Here is a 21,717-nt window from a genome sequence, read left to right as displayed (position 1 = left end):
TCGTGTCTCCTGGAATAGTCGAATCGGGGCGGTCGGATGGGTCAGTGCAGACAGATGTCGGCCCACTTCTCGACGGACAGCTCGCCGAGCACGGTCTGCACGAGCGCGACGCCCGGCTTGCCGGCGGCGAAGCGATACGCGCAGCCGGCCGGCAGCAATGCCTGGTGCCCCTTGCGCAGGACGACGTAGCCCATCTCGCGGCCCGCCGGCTGCGTGCCGGCGCTCACGGTGCCGCGGCCGGTGGTCGGCGGGTTGTCGAGCTTGATGAATTCGATGCGGACTTCGCCATCCATCTGGATCGCGAACTCGTCGTGCGCGCACGCAAACCACGGCGACAGGCCGTCGGTTCGCAGTACTTCGATCACGTATTCGAGGTTCTTGCCGGCGACGACCTTTTCATAAGGGGCCGACTTCGATGCCACCTCGAACACATTCGAGAAGGCGTAGTGCTGCGCGCTGCCGCTGGTGATTTCGATCTCGCCCTTGGTGTAGCCGTCGAGCGAGCCAAAGACGGTGTGGAAGGCCGTGTCGGTCATTGCTGTCTCCTGAGTTGAACTGCTTGTTGGATTCAACTCTAGGGGCAAGGGCGCCCCTGAACAAGGCAACGGACCGCGACTACGGCATTTGCGTTTCGCGAATAATCGACCGGCTCAGCGGACCCAGCCGCGCTCCAGCAGCGGACGGTCCCACGGCGACTCGTCGCCGATGTATTCGGCGAGGAATTCGACCAGCGCCTTCACCTTCAACGCCTGTCGCTGCGTTGCGGGATAGACGGCGGCGAAGCTCAGCGGCGCGATCTGGAAGTCGGTGAGGATGGGCACCAGCCGGCCCGCGACGAGCGCATCGCTCGCGACCAGCGTGGGCAGGCACACGACGCCGCCGCCCGTCAGTGCGTACTCGCGCAGCAGATGCACGGAGTTCGAGCGGATCATGCCGGGCAACTCCATTTCGACGACCTCGTCGCCGCGCGTCATCGTCCAGCGGTTGCGCGATGGATAACCCGAATACAGCGCCGTGGTGTGCTGCAGCAATTCGCGCGGATGCTGTGGCGCACCATGCGCTTCGAGGTAGGCGGGCGACGCGCAGAAGAGGCGTCGGACCACGAACAGTCGCCGCTCGATCAGCGACTCGGAAATCGGCGGGAAGATCTGGAACGCGATGTCGAACCCTTCTTCGACAGGGTCCACGACACGGTCATTGACGATGATGTCGAACTGGATGCCCGGGTAGCGCCGATTGAATTCGGCGAGCGGCACGCCGAAGTGATCGAGCGCGAAACCGGGCAGCATCTGGATGCGCAGCCGCCCGGTCGGTGTCGCGCGCAGCTCGCGCATCTGGTCGGTCAGCTCGTTGACGCGCCCCACCACCTCGGCGCACTCGCGGTAGAAGGTCTCGCCCACTTCGGACAGCCGCACGTGGCGCGTGCTGCGATGGAACAGCGGCGCGTTGACGAACTTCTCCAGTTGCTGGATCCGGTTCGTCACGACCGAACTGGTGACCCCAAGCTGTCGCGCTGCTTCCGCGAAACTGCTCGCCTCCGCGACCCTGACGAATGCCTCGATGCTCAGAAACCGGTCCATACCGCGCCTTTCCCGAAAGCGAAACTGCCAGTCTAACCGCACCTGCCGGCCGGTTGGGTCAAGCGCCAAGCGTCACACTGTCACCCGCCAGGTGTCAATCTCGCAGCCGCCGGGCGCGGGCATGGCCGTGCGGCTCGTTACGGCTGCTTGCCCACCGTCAACTCCGGCTGCACGCCCACGCGACGCTGCAGCACGGCCGGCGCGGTTTCGCGCAGCAGCATGCTGACCACGATGCCGAGCAGCACCGCACCCATCGGCAGCCACAGAATGTTCTGGATCCCGAAGTGCGCGGCGACGTAGCCGCCCATTGCCGGCGCGATGCCGCCGCCGAAGATCTCGCCGCAACCGACCACCACGCCGATCGACGTCGAAACGAGGCCGACGGGCGCGGCTTCGGTCGCCACCGGGCCCGACAGCAGCGACACCAGCCCGAGCGTGAAGAACGACGCGACGAACAGGACGACGAACAGTACGACCGGCTGCGGGCCGAGACCGCGGAAAATGTAGAGCATCACCGCCGTGCCGGCGAAGCCCACGATGCTCGCGAGTCGGCGGCCTACCAGGTCGGACAGACCCGGCAGCCCGAACTGCCCGAGAAAGCCGCCGAAGCCGATCGCCGACACGACGAGGCCCATCTTCTGCGTGCCGAGCGACAGGTAATCCGTCAGGTACAGCGGCAGCAGCGCGCCGAGCACGAACACGCCGGTCATCGCGCAACAGAGCGCAGCCATCGCGACGAGGATGTTGCGGCTCTTGAGCACATGGCCGAGCGAAGCCGGCGCGTGTTCCGACACGACCTCCGTCGCGCGCTTCGGCTCGCGGATCACGAAGAACATGATCGCGCCGAGGATCAGCCCGGGAATGGCCACGAGCGCGAACACCCAGCGCCACGACACGACGTTGAGCAGCTGGGTCGCGATGATCGGCGACAGCGCCAGCCCGAACAGCGCGAAGCCGCTTTGCTGCAGCCCGAGGTTCAGGCCGCGCCGCCGCGGATGCGACGCATCGGCGGTCGCCGCGAAGCTGGTCGGGCAGAACGAGCCTTCGGCGACGCCCATCAGCCCGCGGATCGCGATCAGGCCGAGCAGCCCGCCCGCGAGCCCCGAGAAGCCGGACAGCAGCGAGAACGCGACGATGGCGGGGATCAGGACCTTGCGGCGGCCGACCTTGTCGGAGATACCGCCCATCAGTGCCGCGAAGATGCCCCATGACAGGCCGAGCACGCCGATGCAGTTGCCGACGTCCTGCGCGGTCAGGTGCAGGTCCTTCATGATCGAAGGGAACAGCGGCGCGATGAGCCAGCGGTCGAGGCCGACCAGCCCGAAACCGAGCGCCAGCAGCGTCACCGCCTTCCACTCATAGGAGGTATCCCACTCGTTTGCTTTCATGTCTGTCTCCGTGGATTGGTCCGTCTGCACGCGCCGGAGCGTCCGTGCATGAAGCCAGGTCCGTTATCTTGGTGTGCGATGCGACGCGAGTCGCGAGGAAGTGGCGGCCGCCTTTCCGGTTGCAGGCGTCGAATTCAATCAGCCGACGCCCGAACGATAGGTGCACGGATGCAGATCGGGTATGGAACAACCGGCGAACGCGCCATTCGCGAAACGCAAATAATCGGCGGCGGCAGGCGCGAAGCGTCGGTGGGAAGGCGCCGGGCGAATGGCCAAGGGATCGACGCGACGCTCATTCGCGCGCCACGGGGGAATCCCTCATAGACATCATGCGTTCTCGCGCACGGCCCCGTTCTGGCGCTTCATGCACGCGGCCACCCTGCACCACACGACGGTGCAACGGGGCCGAGTCCTTCCCTTCCTTCCCTTCGACAGGAAAAATCAGGGACACCTTGATGTGCCCGGAGCAGACACGCGTGCGATTCCGTTCGCATTTTTTCCGATACTGCAACACGCAGCCGTCCGTTTCCATGCAGGACAAATCGGGTTTTTAAAAATCCCCTCTTCTTTCAACCGGACAAAAACCCACCATCACCGCCCGACAAATCACCGAATAATCGTCCGGGCGACACCCTCCACATCCAAACATAAGATTTTTCTCAAAACAAATCGATCACAACAAAAGCAAAATACTGTTTCTTAAAGGAAAATCACACAATCTCAAAATAAAAATACATTTATCCCACCAGATAAATTTGCTAATCTTCGCCGCGAAATTTAGCGGATTCCCGCCCATAACCACACCGAGATTCAATTTCAGACAAATCAGAACTTAGAACAGAATCAATGAGATTAGGGTGATGTCGATAGCAAAAACGTTCCGTAATTTTGCGTCTGGTCTGATTGAAGGGAACACGCGGCCAGTCGATCTCCATTTCGGGCGAGCGCAACGCGCAGTCGGCCATCTGCTGGCGCTCCATCACGCCGATATCCACGAAGGGCTGATGTCCGGAATCGACGGGCAGCTGACCTGTGTGTCCACCCACGATCATCTGTCGCCCGCGTTGTTTCTCGGGCTGCCCGTGTCGGTCCGGCTGACGACCGATCGGGGCAGCGTGCGAGCGATCAATGCGATCGTGTGCGAAGTGCGGACCGGCCAATCCGACGGCGAGCTGACCCTCTATCAATTGCACGTGTGCGACGCCCTGTCGTTGATGGATCGCCGCAAGAACGCCCGCGTGTTCCGATCGCGCAGCGTGACGGAGATTCTCGCGACGCTGATGAACGAGTGGAAGCAGCGCAGCCCCGCACTCGCACGCGCATTCGATTTCGACCTGTCGGCATTGCAGGCCGATCGCTATCCGGTGCGCGAACTCACGCGGCAGGTCAACGAGTCGGACGCACGCTTCATCCGGCGTCTGCTGCGTCGGGAAGGCGTCACGGTTTTCGCGAAGGCCGAGCCGGTCGCAGCAACGCGCGCCGCGGCCGACGAGCAACCGATTCATACGCTCGTATTTTGCGATGACCCGCATCGCCTGACGGAGGCACCGGCCGGCGCCCTGCGTCTTCACCCTCGCGACGCCGGGGCCGCGCAGCGCGACACGGTCACGCTCTTTGCGCACCGCCAGAGCCTGTCGTCCGGCAAGGTCCGCCGTCCGTCCTGGGATTACAAGACGGCCCGCATGGACGATTCCACGGCCGTCACCGGTATCGACCAGGGCGCGTCGGGAAACGATCTTGCGCGCCTGCTGACCGACGTCGCGATCGACATCCCGCACGTCGCCGATTCGTGGAACGATCACAATCGCATCACGCGCGACCGGATACTGGCTCACCAGTTCGAAGCCGAACGTTACGACGGCATCGGCAGCGTGCGCGATTTGCCGGTCGGTCACTGGTTCACGCTGACGGGCGACCCCGAACTGGATATGAAGCCGGTCGATCGACGCCAGTTTGTCGTCACGTCGGTTCGACACGATATCTGGAACAACCTGCCGAAGCATCTGGCGGGTCGCGTGAACGGGTTGTTCGCGGCGAGCCGGAACCTGGGCGACACCGCTCCGTCGATGCCTGCCGACGTCTCCGAACAAACGGACACGCGCTATGAGAACCGATTCACGTGCGTGCGGCGCGGCGTGCCGCTCAAGCCTGCCTACGATCCGACCGTCGATGTGCCACCGGCTCACCTGCTGACCGGTACGATCGTCGGCACGCAGGGAGAGGAAGTGTTTTGCGACGAGGCCGGCCGCGTACGCGTGCGAATCCACGGCTTCGATCCCGAGGACCATGCGCACGCGCAAGGCGCCGGAACGAACGGGCGGGCTGGCGATAGTGCGCCGATTCGCGTCGGGGCCAGCCTCGCGGGCGGCAACTTCGGCACGCTCTTCCTGCCCCGCGTCGGTATGGAAGTGCTGCTGGGATGTCTGTCGGGCGATCCGGACCGGTTGGTCATCATCGGCGTCTTGAGCAACGGCGCGAATCCGCCCGCGACCTTCAGCCATAAAGGCACGCTTCCCGGCAACCGGTTCCTCTCCGGCATCAAGACCAAGGAAATCAACGGCAGGCGTTATAACCAGCTTCGTCTGGACGATACGCCGTCGCAAATCTCGGCGCAGTTGACGAGCGAACATGCGCATACCGAATTGAATCTCGGGTATCTGACCCAGCCGCGGGAAAACGGACGTGGGGAGGGTCGCGGCGAAGGCGCGGAGCTGCGCACCGATGCCGCCGCGGCGTTGCGCGCCGCCCGCGGCATCTTGCTGTCGACCTATGCGCGCACACGGGCCACCGGGGCTCAGCTCGATCGCGATGAGCTGATTCGCCTGCTCGATCAGTGCACCGAACTCTTCAAATCGCTTGGCGACTATGCCGGACAGCATGGCGGGCGGTCTGCCGACACCGGCGGTCAGGACAACGTCGCCAGTGCATTCCGCAACTGGACGCCCGGTCGTACACAAGCCGGCACGGCCGACGATGCGCCTGCGTTGATGGCGTTCGGCGCGCAGTCCGGATCGCTCAACGTCACCCCCAAAACGCACGTCATGTATGCGGGCGAGAACATCGATCAGATCGCGCAGCAACACGTGCAAGTCACCAGCGGCGAGCGCATCAACCTGCATGCCGGCCGCGGCGTCGCGATGTTTGCGCACGGCGACGGCGTGTCGGCGATCGCGAACCATGGGAAGGTCTCGATCCAGTCGCAGAACGACGACACGCAGGTCGAGTCGGCGAAAGACATTCAATTGACTGCGGCGGGGGGAAAGCTGGTCGGCACCGCGAGTGATGAAGTCGTGCTCGTTACGTCTGGCGGCGCATATCTCAAGCTGCACGGTGGCGATATCGAGCTGGGATGCCCCGGCACTTTCACGGTGAAATCGGCCGGTCATGCCTGGGATGGTCCCGCCAGCATGAGTGTGGATATGCCGTCGTTCGGCCAGGACGCACTTGATCGCGTGCCGAAGCTGATTCGCTCCTCGGACGGCAACGCGGCTCCAGGATTCGACGGGCAGATTCAAAAGGCTTCCGGTGCGCTGTCGAACTTGACTGCCGACGCGGCGGGCGAACTGCCGGCCGTCGATACCGATCAGTTCGAGAGGCTGGCGGTGCAGTTCATCAAGAAGAACGTATAGGAATACGCAGGAGTTTAGATGACAGATTCATTTGTCGATCCGCGAGCAGGAACGGATGCGCCCACCGACGAACCCGGCGCGAGAGCCGATACATCACCTGATGCGGCCGCGCCGCGCCCTGAACCGCCGCCGATCATCGTCGGCCGCGGCGAAGGTGTGACGATGTTCACGAAAGGCGTACGACTCATCTGCCTCAAGCAGATGCCCTTGCCCGGCATTGTGATCTTCGTTCATGGCGTGAACTCCGAAGGCGAGTGGTTCGACGCGACGGAGGATGGGCTGTGCAAAGGTCTGAATCGCCGGCTCGGGCGTCTGAACGATCAAATGATGTATCACGGCATAGACGCCGGGCAGTTGACGCCCACGAAGTACACGGAAAGCGTGACGCCGGATGGGTTCCTAAATCCGAAGCTGCTTGCGAACAACTACGTCAGGCCCGACCCGTCGTTCTCGCCCGTGATTCATTTCCGGTGGGGTTATCGAGCGACGGCGGCCGAACTGAAGGAATACGGCGACAAGATCTTTCTGAACGAGAAGGACTATTGGGGCGGCGGCCCGTTTACGAACGGCTGTGCAAGCCTGCCCGATCTCTGGCACGGCGGTCTGGACGATCGAACGATGGGATGGATGACCGTGCAGGGCATCAATCCGACCAATCGGCCGCTGTATCGCGCACCGCCCCGTGCATATGGCGTGCTCGCCGCATTGCGCCTCGCCAGGCTGATCGAGTCGATTCGCCGCATGCAGGCCGATGTACCCATTACCGTCGTGTGTCACAGCCAGGGCAACATCGTCGGCCTGACAGCGGCTTTCTTCGGCGACGCCTTCCCTGATGTCGAAGATCCGTGGGGACGCACCGGCCATTGCGTGGCAGACGCCTACGTGCTGGCGAATGCGCCTTATAGCCTGGCGAATGCGGACGGTCCGTACAAATCCGACACGTTCATGGACACATGGTCGCAACGCGCGACGAAAGACGCGAGCGGCCAGCGCGGACGGCAGACCTATGCCGCGCGCACGAAAACCTTCGGCAAATTCTTATCGATCATCGGCGCTCGCAAAACACACGAACTGCCCGCCGACAAGATCGATGAAGACATGGAAAACAAGCGGGTATCTCCAACGAGCAACCGGTCTTATGCGACCCAAGAGGATCGCGAGCGGCACGGCTTGAATGGGTCGACGTATGGCCGCGTTACCGCGTATTGCTGTCCGCACGATCAGGTGATTTCGGCGGTGACGGTTCAAGGTATCGGCTGGCGCGGGATCAGCAAGCACGAACTCGACGATATCGGTGCGGCAGGCATCCTGACGCAGCGGGTCTTCGCATCAGGTTTTCCGGTCGGCGTGCAGAAGCCCTATCGGTATTGGGAAGATGACTGGCGGCACGGCAAGCAAGGAGTGAAGCCGGGGTTCTGGTATCCGCCATCGCCGCCCGCCAAGTTCAATCTCATTGGCGCGATCAAAGGGAATGAATCTGTTCTCGGGATGGCGGCGACGCTTGTGACTGCGCCGCTCATGTTCGTCGTGACCGGAATCAGTTCGGCGCTGAACATGCTCCGCGTGAACGCCGATCCGCCGAAGGGCTGGACCGTAGTGGCGGATGCTCCGGCACTTGATGATCCGTTCCCGCCGAAATCGTTGCGATTCGGTAAGCCGGTCGAAACAAAGGACGGTGACGCGGTAAGCGACTTCAACGAAGGTAACGACCCGCCAGCCGCATGGCGCGATGCGAGCAAGGCCGATGCAGATAAGCGGGCCGACGATCCCTACGACCAGTACAAGGCAAAGAACGCAGATAGTGCAGCGCAAGGTACTGCGGAAACCGAGGCCGGGCAGCGTTATGAGGATCGCGCGCTGATGCGGATGGAGGCGCGTCGAACGCTGAACACGGAATGGCTCGATAGCGACGGCCATGTAATCGGCGAGGACGGTAAAAGCTCGATGCCGGATGGCTACAAGGAATGGCGCGACAAGCAGATTGTCGATTGGCTCGATCGCGGCGCGACCAACAGCCCGACCAACCATTCGACGACGATGACCAACCCCGAGCATGCCGAGAAGGCGCTTGCGTATGACGTCGCCGTGGGCCTGTGCTACCTGACGCCCGAACAACTCTACGACTTGCGCATTGAGGCGGATTGGAGGATGGGGGATGGGATTCCCGATGATCATCCAAACAAGAAATATGGAAAGTATTTTTCCGACGGTGCAATCGACGGTATGCCAATGCAGGAGTGGGTACGTGCCGAGAATAACGAAGGCAACATGCCGGCCGCGATATTGGATGAGCGTGAAGGTCAGCTCTATTTGAAGGTCGGGGGTGTCGCATGAAGACGCTGATATCTACATGGCCGCGACGTGTCTCCATCGCCATTTCGGTATGGCTGATCGTCACTGTACTCATGGCCACGCTGATGGCGCACGTAGAACAACCCGACCTGGCGCATTTGGAAATGGGAGATTGGATGAAGCGATTCGTTGTCGTTCCTGGCCTGGCTGCATTCATAGTGTTTCTGTTCACCACGGCCATCACACGTCCTGCACAAGCCACGCCTGTTCTGGAGCGTGCAGAGAATGCAGCGCCAACAGCCGAAGAGCCGGCGAAGCCGTTCGTCGCTCAGGTTGTCGGCATGATTTGGTTGAACCCACTACAACGGATGGACTACCCGACCGAATGGCAATTATTGTGGACGCAGGGGCTTGCCGTGCCAAACAAAGACGACGACATGGTACGCACTGATCCGAAGTCGTTTGCGACGCTTCAGTCGATTGGAGCGTTGGTGTATGGCAATCGTGGGAAAGAAACTTTCAAGGGTTTTTATCACAAGTACGTCGAGAAGTTCCCCCGTCTGATGAGTGGTCGCTACGCGAAAAATGCGAAGTACTTCTATTCTGTAAAGCCAGATAGTCCACAGGATTGGCGTGAACTCGCCGGGATTCACATTGAGAGTGCCGTTTCCGATCGCCTCGACTCAATTATCGCCCACGACTATCTTAAAAAGTCGATCCAAGAAACTTTCTTTATAGGAAATCCATACTTTACATCGATGTGGAGCCGCGACACGCCCCCTGATGTTCAGATCACGCAAGGAGGCGCGAATGCCGGCTTTACATCGCTGAACAACGCATTGGACTACTTGCAGGCAAACCCCGACAAGACCGTGTGGGCGATGAACTGGGACGCACCGAACTTCCCGCCTACCGACGCACAGATCAACGAAAACCTTGTCGTGCTGTTCCTCGCCGGCCCGAACTTCAACACCGAGCGCGAGCCGCTCGCCTGGATCGGCAAAGCCGCAACAGGTAACACGCACGACTTTTCGCCGAAGGTCGGCACGACGCGTGCCGTGCAGGCGTGGAAGGAAACCATCGACCAAGCAGCACGCAATGCCGGTGTCGCGGTCACTGACCTGAGTTACATCGTCCACGACGCAGGCAACGGCAGCGATGCAGCGTCATCACGTCTTGTCGCGCTCGCACAGACCCTGACCGAAACCCTCCCCGAATACGACCACCGGAAGCAGACCTTCAACACGGCCGCCCTACTCGGCGACATGGGAACCGGCAGCGCATTGACCGACGTCGCGCTCGCAATCGGCCGAATCAATCACTTCGGTGGCAATGCACTCGTCGCCGGCACGACCGACCCTGACCACCCCATCGCAGTCGTCGTCATGCCGCCGTCGAATCTCACGCCGATCGATCCGACCAAAGACTGGTTCCGCGCACGCGGCGGCAACAACGCCTACCTGCCGTGGTGGGGACGTCGACACGATACCGATTACGGCATGCAGGGTTATTCGTGGTGACGCAAGCCGGTGCGGTGGCACGTTGCATGCAAGCGAGCCCGCTGCACGGCTCATGCAGAGTCAAGGCCAGATCGAGGTCGGCGATGTAATTTGAAAGCACCGATCGTCACATGACCGAGATGTGCCGCCATCCCCGTTTCGGCATCGCTGATCATCAGCGTGCTCATGGCCACACTGACGGCTCACGTAGAGCAACCCGACCCGGTCCATTTGGAAATAGGAGATTGGATGAAACGATTCATTGTCGTACCCGGCTTGACTGCACTCATGGTGTTTCTATTCACCACGGCCATGATGCATCCGGCACAAGCCGCGCCTGTCATTGAGCGTGCAGAGAATGCAACACCAACAAACGAAGAGCCGGCGAAGCCGTTCGTCGCGCAGATCGTTGGTCTGATGTGGTTGAATCCGTTGCAACGTATGGACTATCCGACTGAATGGCAGTTGTTGTGGGCGCAAGGGTTTGCCGCCCCGAACAAGAACGATGACATGGTGCGTACGAAGCCCGAGAAATATTCGGCGCTTCGGTCGATTGGTGCGTTGGTGTACGGCAATCGCGGAACGGAAACCTTCAACGGTTTCTACGCCAAGTACATTGATAAATTCATCTTACTGCTACGCTCCCGCTACTTCAGCAACGCGATGTATTTCTATACAGTGAGCCCCGATCGCCAGCGTGACTGGCGCGAACTCGCCGGCATACACGTAGAAATTGCTGTTCCGCCTCGACTTGATCCTGCCTTTGCCAAATCGCGCATGGTCGATCGGATGATGAATTTCTTCGAGATCGGTCCGCCGTCGCCCAAGACGCTTTGGAGCCGCGACACGCCCCCTGATGTTCAGATCACGCAAGGCGGCGCGAATGCCGGCTTTACATCGCTGAACAACGCATTGGACTACTTGCAGGCAAACCCCGACAAGACCGTGTGGGCGATGAACTGGGACGCACCGAACTTCCCGCCTACCGACGCACAAATCAACGAAAACCTCGTCGTGCTGTTCCTCGCCGGCCCGAACTTCAACACGCAGCGCGAACCGCTCGCCTGGATCGGCAAGGCCGCAACGGGCAACACGCACGATTTTTCGCCAAAGGTCGGCACGACACGCACCGTGCAGGCGTGGAAAGCAACCATCGACCAAGCGGCACGCAACGCCGGCGTCGCGGTCACCGACCTGAGTTACATCGTCCACGACGCCGGCAACGGCAGCGATGCAGCGTCATCACGTCTTGTCGCGCTCGCACAGACCCTGACCGAAACCCTCCCCGAATACGACCACCGGAAGCAGACCTTCAACACGGCCGCCCTACTCGGCGACATGGGGACCGGCAGCGCACTGACCGACGTCGCGCTCGCAATCGGCCGAATCAATCACTTCGGTGGCAACGCACTCGTCGCCGGCACGACCGACCCTGACCACCCCGTCGCGGTTGTCGTCATGCCGCCGTCGAATCTCACGCCGATCGACCCAACCAAAGACTGGTTCCGCGCACGCGGCGGCAACAACGCCTACCTGCCGTGGTGGGGCCGTCGACACGATACCGATTACGGCATGCAGGGCTATTCATGGTGATGCAAACCCGCGCAGTGGCGCGTTGCGTACCAACGTGACCACCGCGCGAATCGTTCAGAAGGATGCGACATATGCGAGGAATTATCCGGGTAGGCGACAAACATACCCACGGCGGCCGGGTCGAATCCGGAGCCGCGACAAGCACGGTCATGGGACGCGCGGTCGCCCGCATCGGCGACGTGTGTTCGTGTCCGGTTCACGGCACCTGCACGATTGCCAAAGGTGACGCTTCATTCAACGTCGAAGGCCAAGCGGCCGCGTTCGACGGTCACGAGACTTCATGCGGCGCGCTGCTGATTTCTTCCCTTCCGACTTCGGGGCGGCCTTGAATGCTGAAGACACGACGCATGACCGCCGAACAATTTCGTCTGCTGCGGATGCAGGATACGCGGATCAAACCCTTGAACCAGTGGGCCTTGCACGAGATTTTCGTGAAGGGACGACCACAACGGGCACTGGCCGCCGAACTCGGCATGACGCGCTCCGCGATGTCGCAACTCGTACGAAAAGCCTGGCAACGGTATCTCCAGCTACCCGGCAATGCCACCCATCTCATCACGCTCACGATTACGATCCCGGCGAAATACGAGCACGCGCTGCACGCATGGGTGCAGGACGCACATCGTTTATCGAATCATCCGGACCAGGACAAGATGACCTGACCGGCTCGTGCTTCGGGGCGTTCACTGGCGTTCAGTGCGTGCCAGATCGGACAAGTCGCCACCTCGCTACCCGCCGATGTCGTTCGTCTCCTCGATACGCGACGACCGCATTCACGATCCCGCCGCGTAACCCCGAACGCTGCGTCGGCGTGCGTACGCCGGTCACGCGAGCATCCGCATGACCGGGCCGCCACCATGCCCGGCCGGCGTCAAACAGAAATAAATTCCCCATAGACGCATTCATGCAAAACACGATTCCACATCAAGCGGCATTGCCAGCCAACTTTGGATCCTTTTTCCCCGCCCTCCCTCGTATCATTTCTCCCATTCCGAAGAGAAAGAGCCAGAGAAGGACATGAGCGATACCACCCCGCTGCACTACCTCGACTACGCAGCCACCACCCCGGCGGATCCCCGCGTGATCGAAGCGATGACGGCCTGCCTCGGTGCCGACGGCATCTTCGGCAATCCCGCATCGAGTTCGCACGCCGCCGGCCGGCTCGCGAAGGAAAAAGTCGAGCACGCGCGCGCGCAGGTCGCCGCGCTGATCGGCGCGGATGCCGACGAGATCGTCTGGACGTCGGGCGCCACCGAATCGAACAACCTCGCGCTGAAGGGCTACGCGGAGACCGCGACCGACAAGCGCCACCTGATCACGAGCCGCCTCGAACACAAGGCCATCCTCGACACGATGGCGAACCTGTCGAAGCGCGGGATGACGGCAACCTACCTGACGCCCACCGCCGACGGCGAAATCACCGTCGACGCAGTCGCCGCGGCGATCGGCCCCGATACGGGCCTCGTGTCGCTGATGCTCGTCAACAACGAACTCGGCACGCTGACCGACATCGGCGCGATCTCGCGCATCGTGCACGCGGCCGGCGCGCTGCTGCACGTCGACGCCGCGCAGGCGCTCGGCAAGACGCCGATCGACGTGCGCGCGCTCGGCATCGACCTGCTGTCGATGTCCGCGCACAAGGTATATGGTCCGAAAGGCATCGGCGCGCTGTTCGTGCGCCGCGACATCGCCGATCGCATCGCGCCGCAGATTCACGGCGGCGGACACGAGCGCGGCCTGCGCTCGGGCACGCTCGCGACGCATCAGATCGTCGGGATGGGCACCGCATGCGAACTGGCGGCCGACAAGCTCGAGCGTGAAGCCGTGCGGATCGCCGCCCTCAGTGCGCGCCTGAAGGACGCGCTGCTCGCGCTCGGCGACATCACGCATAACGCGGCAGCGGCGCGCCGCATCCCGCACACGTTGAGCCTCACGGTGAACGCGCCGGGCTTCTTCCCGTTCATGCTCGGCGATTCGCTCGCCGTGTCGTCGACGTCCGCATGCAACTCGACCAGCGGCGCGCCGTCCCACGTGCTGACCGCGATCGGCCTCGATGAACAAGCCGCGGGCCGCACGGTGCGCATCAGCTTCGGCCGCTTCACGACCGAGCAGGACGTCGATTTCGCGATCGCGTGTTTCGCCCGCGCGCTCGAGCAATGCCGGGCCGCGGCAGCGACCGGCTTCACCGCGTCGCGACAGATCACGCCGGCAGACCTGAAGGCGATCCGCAATGCGGGCTTTCGCGCGGTGATCTGCAACCGGCCGGACGGCGAAGGCGCCGATCAACCGGCATTCGACGAGATCGCTGCGGCTGCGCGCGAACTCGGCCTCGACGCACGCTATCTGCCGGTCGAACGCGATCGGATCGGCGATGCGGAAGTCGACGCGTTCGGCGCACTGGTCGATGCGCTGCCGAAGCCCGTGCTTGCCTATTGCCGAAGCGGGAGCCGCTCCGGGATGCTGTGGAATCGGCTGACGGCGCGGCGAACCGCGACGGCCTGAGCGCGACACGCACGTAACGAAGCGCCACCCGCGTTCGCGCACGAAGCCGACACTTCGACGCGTGACCGCGCGGGCGGCGACACCCTCAAGCGAAACCCTCCGCAACCATCACGCGCCGTACGCATCCAGCGCCTTCAGCGGCACGTGCAGACTTTCCTCCGCAGCAAACGCGTCGAGCAGGTGATCAACGCTCGCGGTCACACGCCCTTTCTCCAGCTATCGCATTTCGGCAAGCACGAGTCATCCCCGACTCCTCCGGATTTCTTACAAAAACGCAAACCGGCATGCAATGCCCCCGAACGGTGCATGCATCCGGCGTTTCGACTGCCTTGCCGAAATCCGATAGCGCCGCGAGATTTGGCTTCATACCGTTCCCGCATCGGACCGGAAAGCGACTGTCATCCCTGCATGGCATCGCGTGCCACCGACGAATTCCAGGAGCGGGCGCCAGCGCCGGGCCCGGGCGGCGATGACGGTCCTGCCATGCAGGACATTCGTGACGGAGCAAATATGGATGCAAAAATCCAGCCTGATTCAGGCACCGACAGTGACGTAAGCCTCCTCCACAAGATGGGATACGCGCAGGAGCTCTCGAGACGCATGAACGGCTTCTCGAACTTCGCCGTGTCGTTTTCGGTGATCTGCATTCTGTCAGGCGGCATCACCGCGTTTCAGCTCGCGTTTTCCGCGGCCGGCGGCGCATCGATCGGTCTCGGCTGGCCGCTCGGCTCGCTGTTCGCGCTGATCGTCGCGGTATCGATGTCTCAGATCGCGTCCGCGTTTCCGACCGCCGGCGGCCTCTATCACTGGGGCGCCATGCTCGGCGGGAAGAAATGGGGGTGGATGACGGCGTGGCTCAACCTGATCGGCCTGATCTTCGTGATCGCGGCAATCAACTTCGGCACCTACGATCCGTTCTTCAAGACGCTGATCGCCCCGATGTTCGGCGTCAGTCCGGACAGCCTGACGTGGTGGCACCAGACTGCGTTCATCGCGTTCATCACCATTTCGCAGGCAATCCTGAACGCACGCGGCATCAAGATTGCGAGCAAGATCACCGACCTGTCCGGCTACCTGATCTTCGTCGTGACGATCGCGCTGGTCGTGTCGCTGCTGGTCTACTCGCCGGTCGCGTTCGACCTGCACCGGCTCGTCACCTTCACCAACTTCACGGGCGTCGACGGCGGCGCCTGGCCGAAACAGGCCACGCCGCTCGCGTTCCTGTCCGGCCTGCTGCTGGTGACCTACACGATCACGGGCTTCGACGCGTCCGCGCACACGTCGGAGGAGACGCACGACGCGGCGAAAAACGTGCCGCGCGGCATCATCGGCTCGGTGTTCTGGTCCGCGGTGTTCGGCTACGTGATGGTGTGCACGTTCGTGCTGGTCATGCCCGACCTGACCGCCGCGATGAAACAGGGCACCGGCTTCTTCGAGGCCATCCTCGCGCCGATCCCGAAGACCTTGCGCGTGTGCCTCGAACTCGCGATGTTCTTCATCAACTACGTGTGCGGGCTCGCCGCGATCATGTCGACGTCGCGAATGATGTATGCATTCGCGCGCGACGGCGGGCTGCCGGCGTCGAAGCTGCTGCGCAGCGTGAATCACAACCATCGGACGCCCGGCCCCGCGATCTGGACCTGCGCGGTGCTCGCGATCGTCGTCACGCTGTACGGCGACGCGTTCTCGGTACTGAGCGCGGGCAGCGCGGTGTTCCTGTTCATCTCGTATGCGATGCCGATCGGCTCGGGGATGTTGGCCGAAGGGCGCACGTGGACCGAAAAGGGCCCGTTCCAGCTGGGCATCTGGTCGAAGCCGTGCGCGTTGCTCGCGCTGGTGGGCGCCTGCGTGCTCGCCTACGTCGGCATCCAGCCACCGAACGAGAAAGTGCTCTACGTGCTGGTTGCGTTCGTGGTCGTGCTGATGGTGATCTGGTACGGCTTCGGCGTGCGCAATTCGTTCGCGGGGCCGCCGGTGCTCAAGGACACGCGCAACGACGAGCGCATTCGCGAACTCGAGGCCAACGTCGATCCGTCGGTGTGAAGCGTGTAAAGCGACATCCGCTCGCACACAGCGAAAAAAATCCGGCTCGCATATACTGCGAGCCAGATTTTTTTACATCGCTTCGGACTGCACGAGGTCCAACCGCATCGGCAGTTGAACCCGATCACATCACCTTAGCCGTAGACCGGGAAACGCTGCGTCAGCTCTGCGACGAGCCCGCGCACGCGCTCGATCGTCGCGGCATCTTCCGGCGCTTCCAGCACGTCGGCGATCAGGTTGCCGACCTTCTCGGCTTCCGCCGGGCCGAAGCCGCGCGTCGTCATCGCCGGCGAACCCAGGCGGATGCCGCTCGTCACGAACGGCTTTTCCGGATCGTTCGGGATCGCGTTCTTGTTCACCGTGATGTGCGCAGCACCCAGCGCCGCTTCCGCTGCCTTGCCCGTGATGTTCTTCGCGCGCAGGTCCACCAGCATCACGTGGCTTTCGGTGCGGCCCGACACGATGCGCAGGCCGCGCTTGACCAGCGTTTCAGCCAGCACGCGTGCGTTCTCGACCACCTTCTGCTGATACTCCTTGAACTCCGGCGACAGCGCTTCCTTGAACGCCACGGCCTTCGCCGCGATCACGTGCATCAGCGGGCCACCCTGGATGCCCGGGAAGATCGCCGAATTGATCGGCTTCTCGTATTCCGACTTCATCAGGATCACGCCGCCGCGCGGGCCGCGCAGGCTCTTGTGCGTCGTCGTCGTCACGAAATCAGCATGCGGCACCGGGTTCGGGTACACGCCCGCGGCGATCAGGCCCGCGTAGTGCGCCATGTCGACCATCAGGTACGCACCCACCGACTTCGCGATCTTCGCCAGACGCTCGAAGTCGATCTTCAGCGCGAATGCCGATGCACCCGCGACGATCAGCTTCGGCTTGTGTTCGTTTGCCAGCTTCTCGGCTGCGTCGTAGTCGATGTCTTCGTTTTCGTTCAGACCGTAGCTCACCACGTTGAACCACTTGCCCGACATGTTCACCGGCGAGCCGTGCGTCAGGTGACCGCCGTGCGCGAGGCTCAGCCCCATGATCGTGTCGCCCGGCTTGAGCATCGCGAAGAACACGCCCTGGTTCGCCTGCGAACCCGAGTTCGGCTGCACGTTCGCGGCTTCCGCGCCGAACAGCTGCTTCACGCGGTCGATCGCCAGTTGCTCGACCACGTCGACGTATTCACAGCCGCCGTAGTAGCGCTTGCCCGGGTAACCTTCCGCGTACTTGTTCGTGAGCTGCGAGCCCTGTGCGGCCATCACGGCCGGGCTCGTGTAGTTTTCCGACGCAATCAGCTCGATGTGATCTTCCTGGCGGCGGTTCTCGTCCTGAATGGCAGTCCAGAGTTCCGGATCGACGTTGGCGACGGTGCTGGTAGTGCGATTGAACATGATGATTGATCGAAAGAGAGTGATGGATTGACCCTGGTATGCCGGACTTGCCCGGACCCGCGAAGCCGAGCGCCGGACGGCGCCCGATGACGTCGACAACCATGCCGCCCCGCGATGCCGGCTGAACGGTTACTCGTCATTGCCATTCCAGCAGACGCAAATTCGTTCAGATAGAAGGATTACGACAATCCGCTAGGACACATCGCGCAGCGGCCCGGGCAAAAAAAATCGAAGGTCCGCATCGCTGCGGAACCTTCGACGGAATCTGCCGCTCCTGGAAAGGCCGTGCCTGACCCGCGGCTTCTTGCGAATATGGGGGCCTAAACAGCGGAGAAACAGTTGTCGACGAACAGATGGGTGCCGCTCACGAAGCTCGATTCGTCAGACGCGAGGAACAGCGCGGCCGCGGCTACTTCCGACGGCTCGCACAGCCGGCCTTGCTGCACTGCAATAGCCGCTTCGGTCGCATCGACGCCCATCGCCTGCAGATCCTTCAGCTCGCGCATTCCGTGTGGCGTGCGGATGAAACCCGGCGCCAGCGCGTTGCAGCGGATGCCGCGGTCGCGGTATTCGACGGCGATCGCCCGCGCGAACATGTGGCACGCGCCCTTGGTCGCGTCGTATAGCACTTCGCCCGGCGTCGCGCAGACGGCCGAGATCGACGACGTACAGACGATGCTGCCGCGCCCCTTTTCGAGCATCTGCGGCAGCACGGCCTTCGTCATCAGGAACATGCTCTTCACGTTCACGCCCATCAGCCAGTCCCATTCCGACTCCTCGATGTCGAGGAATGGTTTGACGATCAGCGTGCCCGCATGATTGAACAGGATGTCGGCATTGCCGTAGTGCTTGCGCGCCGCGTCGACCGCCTGCTGCACGTCCGCCTGCTTCGACACGTCGGCGCCGAGGCCGATCGCCTGCAAGCCGGCATCGCGCAGCCGCGACGCGAGCGTTTCGGCGGCGGCGCCGTCGCGGTCGACGATCGCCACCTTCGCGCCCTGCGCGGCGAACAGTTCGGACGCGGCGGCGCCGCACCCGCCCGCGCCGCCGCTCACGATGGCGACCTTGCCCGCCAGGCGGCCGTCAATCTTGGCATTCATTCGTCGTTCTCCAGTCTGGTTCGTTCGGACCGCTCAGCTGAACAGCGTCCGAAGATGATCGTTGAGGAAATGGCCTTCGGGGTCCACGTTGCGGCGCAGTTCGCGGAACGCTTCGGCCTTCGGGAACCAGCGGTCCACGTCGTCGCGGTTCGTGAAATGCAGCTTGCCCCAGTGCGGACGCGAACCGTAGTCGCGCAGGATGTCGTCGACGTCCTTCAGGAACGGCCAGTAGTCGACGCCGTTCGGACCGCCCGAGCACGAGATGGTTACGCTATCCTGATGGTTGAACGGGCTGATCCACGCGGGATCGCCCTTCGTGAAGCGGTATTCGACCGGGAAGATGCAGTCCTGGTGCTTCGTGAGGATCAGGTCGCGCACGCGGCGCAGCGCTTCCTTGCCGTGCTCGGCAGGCACCGCGTATTCGAGCTCGTGGAAATTCGCGACATAGTCGATCGCATAGACCTCGGCGCTGTATGCGATCTTCTCGTGCTCGCCTTCGTGGAACGTGCGCGAGTCGGTGATGTCCATCACCTTGATTTCGCACACGTCGTAGTCCTTCTTCGCATTCGACACCCGGGTGGTGTCGGGCAGGCAGTACAGGTGACGGCTTTCGGACGTCGGGCACCAGAAGAAACCGAAATGCCGATGCTTCGCCGCGAGGTCGTCGTATTTTTCCATCAACGCTTCGAAGTCCTCACGCCACACGCGGTCGTGCAGCCAGAACGCGTCGGTCACCTGCAGCGTCAGTTCCGAGACCACGCCGAACATGCCGATATTCACCTGCGTCGCGTGCAGCAGGTCGAGATCATGCGTGTCGCTCACTTCCATGATCGAGCCGTCGGGGCGAACGATCCGCATCCCGACGACCTGCGACGACAGGTTGCCGAGCGTCGTCCCCGTGCCGTGCGTGCCCGTCGCCAACGCACCGGCAATGGCCTGCGAATCGATGTCGCCCTGGTTGACGAGCGAGAAGCCGATATCCTTCAGGTGGCGCGTCACCGCGTTGATCCGCGTGCCGGCCTTCACCGTGACGCGCTTCTGCCGTTCGTCGACCGCGACGATGCCCTGGTAATCCTTCAACGACAGCAGCAGGCCGCTCGTCGCGACGACCGGCGTGAACGAATGTCCCGATCCCGCGCATCGGACGTTCTTGCCCTGGCTCGTCGCGGCATGCACCAGCTCGGCAATCTCCGCCTCGCTGGTCGGCGACGCCATGTGCGCGGCCACGCACGACTGATTGCCTACCCAGTTCCGCCAGAATCCGCCACGTGGAAGCGCCATCAACGTCTCTCCAGAAGTGCGCCGGCCGTCCCGCGCCGGCAGCCGTGTTCGGTTCGGCCGGCAACGAAGCGGAAGGCTCGCGGCGCCGGCGCGATGCGTCGTGTTCGTCACAAAGGTATTTCGCCGGCCGGTTTTTCACTATCGGATTTCGGCAAGCGAGGGTTTCCACGGGGAATCGGGCCGCCGGGGCTTTTTGACCGGCTCGTCGAGCGGCTACAATGAATCGATCCGGCCCACCCCCTCCCGACCCGATGACGCCGTCTGCCGATCCGAGCGATTTGTCCGGCGCCCCGTTGTTCGCACGAACGGTGGCGTTCTGCGCGTTCACCGACGTGGAGGAACAGGCGCGGATCTTCGACGGCTGGGATCTCAACTACACGCAGATCTCGGGCGGCCTGTTTCACGGTTCGTCGTCCATCGTGTCGCTCGGCGGCATCCGGCTGCTGGTCGAGGATCTCGACAAGGTGATCCTGCAGCAGGGCGCGGTGCCGTCGGACCGCATCGCGGTGGCCGTGCCGCTGGAACTCGAAGGCCATGCGCGGATGTGCGGCGAGAAGAGCAGCCGCGACAGCCTGCACGTGTTCTCGAGCCAGCCGGCGTTCGAGTTCTATTCACCTGACCGCCACGTGCTCGTGAACGTCGAGATCGAGCCCGACAAGCTGTCGACCGAAGCGATGCGCAGGCGCGCCGCATCGCTGCGGGCGCGCACCTTCGCGCCGCTGATCCCGATGACGGCCCAGGTCGCGGACCGCCTGCGCGACCTGCTGCGCCACACGATGGCCGCGGCCGCGAAAAGCACGCCGGTCGAGGACGTGACGACGCAGGACCGGATCGGACTGCTCGAGCGGACCGTGCTGTATGCGATTTCCGAAGCAATGACGGTGCCCGCACCGGACGCGGATGCATTCGCGTCGCGCTCGACGAAGTACTGGTCGCTCGTCAACGCGGTGCAGGAGCGGCTGCAGGATGCGTCGACGTGCCCGCTGTCGATCGCCGAACTGTGCGTGCAGCTCGGCATCAGCCGGCGTACCGCGCAATACGCGTTCAACGACACGCTCAACCTGAATCCGATCGCGTACCTGCGCGCCGTGCGGTTGAATCACGCGCGCCGCGAGCTGCGGCTCGGCGAGTCGGTTACGTCCGCTGCGACGAAGTGGGGCTTCTGGCATCTGAGCAGTTTCGCGCAGGACTATCGCGCGATGTTCGGCGAGCTACCGTCGGCGACGGCGAGGCGCTACGCGCACCGGGAAGCCTGAGCGTCGATCGTGCCACGTTGCGTGAGGCACGGCTGCGCGTGATCGGCGTGCGTGCCGAACTTCGCTGCTTCGTTGAAGAAAGCCGCGGCCGAACGTGCGCCGCGGCAGGTTGAAAAACGGGTCGCCACAGGCGGACGGACGGCACCCGACCGGCACCGTCCGCCTACGCACG

Annotated in this window: 15 protein-coding genes; 9 read left to right on the top strand and 6 right to left on the bottom strand. The window is 62.9% G+C overall.

Annotated elements, in window-relative coordinates; genetic code table 11:
* Positions 1 to 41: 41 nt before the first annotated feature.
* The 3 genes from AC1Z3W_RS03180 to AC1Z3W_RS03170 all read right to left on the bottom strand — a co-directional run bounded on the left by AC1Z3W_RS03180 (position 42) and on the right by AC1Z3W_RS03170 (position 2,968).
* On the bottom strand, positions 42 to 536 hold the full coding sequence (locus AC1Z3W_RS03180; RefSeq protein WP_483506980.1) for a cupin domain-containing protein: 495 nt from the start codon (positions 534 to 536) through the stop codon (positions 42 to 44).
* Between the two features lie 114 nt (positions 537 to 650).
* Positions 651 to 1,580, bottom strand: a complete 930-nt coding sequence (locus AC1Z3W_RS03175) for a LysR family transcriptional regulator (RefSeq protein ID WP_057926400.1) — start codon at positions 1,578 to 1,580, stop codon at positions 651 to 653.
* A 137-nt stretch (positions 1,581 to 1,717) separates the two neighbouring features.
* Positions 1,718 to 2,968, bottom strand: coding sequence for an MFS transporter (locus AC1Z3W_RS03170; RefSeq protein WP_057926399.1), 1,251 nt, complete (start codon positions 2,966 to 2,968; stop codon positions 1,718 to 1,720).
* An 860-nt stretch (positions 2,969 to 3,828) separates the two neighbouring features.
* Between AC1Z3W_RS03170 and AC1Z3W_RS03165 the strand changes: the two genes are divergently transcribed.
* The 8 genes from AC1Z3W_RS03165 to AC1Z3W_RS03130 all read left to right on the top strand — a co-directional run bounded on the left by AC1Z3W_RS03165 (position 3,829) and on the right by AC1Z3W_RS03130 (position 16,526).
* The gene (locus AC1Z3W_RS03165; RefSeq protein ID WP_483506978.1) at positions 3,829 to 6,597 is read left to right on the top strand and encodes a type VI secretion system Vgr family protein; all 2,769 of its coding nucleotides are present in this window, start codon (positions 3,829 to 3,831) and stop codon (positions 6,595 to 6,597) included.
* A gap of 18 nt (positions 6,598 to 6,615) precedes the next feature.
* Positions 6,616 to 8,931 carry a T6SS effector phospholipase Tle3 domain-containing protein gene (locus AC1Z3W_RS03160; RefSeq protein WP_483506976.1) on the top strand — a complete coding sequence of 772 codons (2,316 nt, stop codon included), beginning with the start codon at positions 6,616 to 6,618 and terminating at the stop codon, positions 8,929 to 8,931.
* Positions 8,928 to 10,409: a virulence factor gene (locus tag AC1Z3W_RS03155; RefSeq protein WP_483506974.1), complete on the top strand. Its 1,482-nt coding sequence runs from the start codon at positions 8,928 to 8,930 to the stop codon at positions 10,407 to 10,409. The genes AC1Z3W_RS03160 and AC1Z3W_RS03155 overlap by 4 nt, the downstream gene beginning before the upstream one ends.
* 228 nt (positions 10,410 to 10,637) lie before the next feature.
* Positions 10,638 to 11,981, top strand: a complete 1,344-nt coding sequence (locus tag AC1Z3W_RS03150; RefSeq protein WP_483506972.1) for a virulence factor — start codon at positions 10,638 to 10,640, stop codon at positions 11,979 to 11,981.
* Positions 11,982 to 12,052: 71 nt separating this feature from the next.
* Positions 12,053 to 12,310: a PAAR domain-containing protein gene (locus AC1Z3W_RS03145; RefSeq protein ID WP_082664678.1), complete on the top strand. Its 258-nt coding sequence runs from the start codon at positions 12,053 to 12,055 to the stop codon at positions 12,308 to 12,310.
* An 18-nt stretch (positions 12,311 to 12,328) separates the two neighbouring features.
* Positions 12,329 to 12,643, top strand: a complete 315-nt coding sequence (locus AC1Z3W_RS03140; RefSeq protein WP_483506970.1) for a TrfB-related DNA-binding protein — start codon at positions 12,329 to 12,331, stop codon at positions 12,641 to 12,643.
* Positions 12,644 to 12,998: 355 nt separating this feature from the next.
* Positions 12,999 to 14,483, top strand: a complete 1,485-nt coding sequence (locus AC1Z3W_RS03135) for an aminotransferase class V-fold PLP-dependent enzyme (RefSeq protein ID WP_057926395.1) — start codon at positions 12,999 to 13,001, stop codon at positions 14,481 to 14,483.
* A 510-nt stretch (positions 14,484 to 14,993) separates the two neighbouring features.
* Complete coding sequence (locus AC1Z3W_RS03130; RefSeq protein WP_124835683.1) at positions 14,994 to 16,526, top strand: amino acid permease; 1,533 nt, start codon at positions 14,994 to 14,996, stop codon at positions 16,524 to 16,526.
* 134 nt (positions 16,527 to 16,660) lie between these two features.
* Here AC1Z3W_RS03130 and glyA read toward each other — a convergent pair whose 3' ends face one another.
* The 3 genes from glyA to AC1Z3W_RS03115 all read right to left on the bottom strand — a co-directional run bounded on the left by glyA (position 16,661) and on the right by AC1Z3W_RS03115 (position 20,289).
* Positions 16,661 to 17,908 (bottom strand): serine hydroxymethyltransferase, encoded by a 1,248-nt coding sequence (glyA, locus tag AC1Z3W_RS03125; protein ID WP_175825910.1) that lies wholly within the window; start codon positions 17,906 to 17,908, stop codon positions 16,661 to 16,663.
* A gap of 320 nt (positions 17,909 to 18,228) precedes the next feature.
* A complete protein-coding gene (locus tag AC1Z3W_RS03120; RefSeq protein ID WP_124833911.1) occupies positions 18,229 to 19,008 on the bottom strand; it encodes an SDR family NAD(P)-dependent oxidoreductase in 780 nt (259 codons plus the stop codon).
* Between the two features lie 33 nt (positions 19,009 to 19,041).
* A complete protein-coding gene (locus AC1Z3W_RS03115; RefSeq protein WP_124833912.1) occupies positions 19,042 to 20,289 on the bottom strand; it encodes a D-arabinono-1,4-lactone oxidase in 1,248 nt (415 codons plus the stop codon).
* A 293-nt stretch (positions 20,290 to 20,582) separates the two neighbouring features.
* On the opposite strand from AC1Z3W_RS03115, the gene AC1Z3W_RS03110 reads away from it, so the two are divergent.
* Positions 20,583 to 21,545 (top strand): helix-turn-helix domain-containing protein, encoded by a 963-nt coding sequence (locus AC1Z3W_RS03110; protein WP_244104875.1) that lies wholly within the window; start codon positions 20,583 to 20,585, stop codon positions 21,543 to 21,545.
* Positions 21,546 to 21,717 lie beyond the last annotated feature (172 nt).

The sequence above is a fragment of the Burkholderia sp. 10_S31 genome, assembly GCF_056930375.1.
This window is presented reverse-complemented; position numbering and strand designations above follow the sequence as displayed.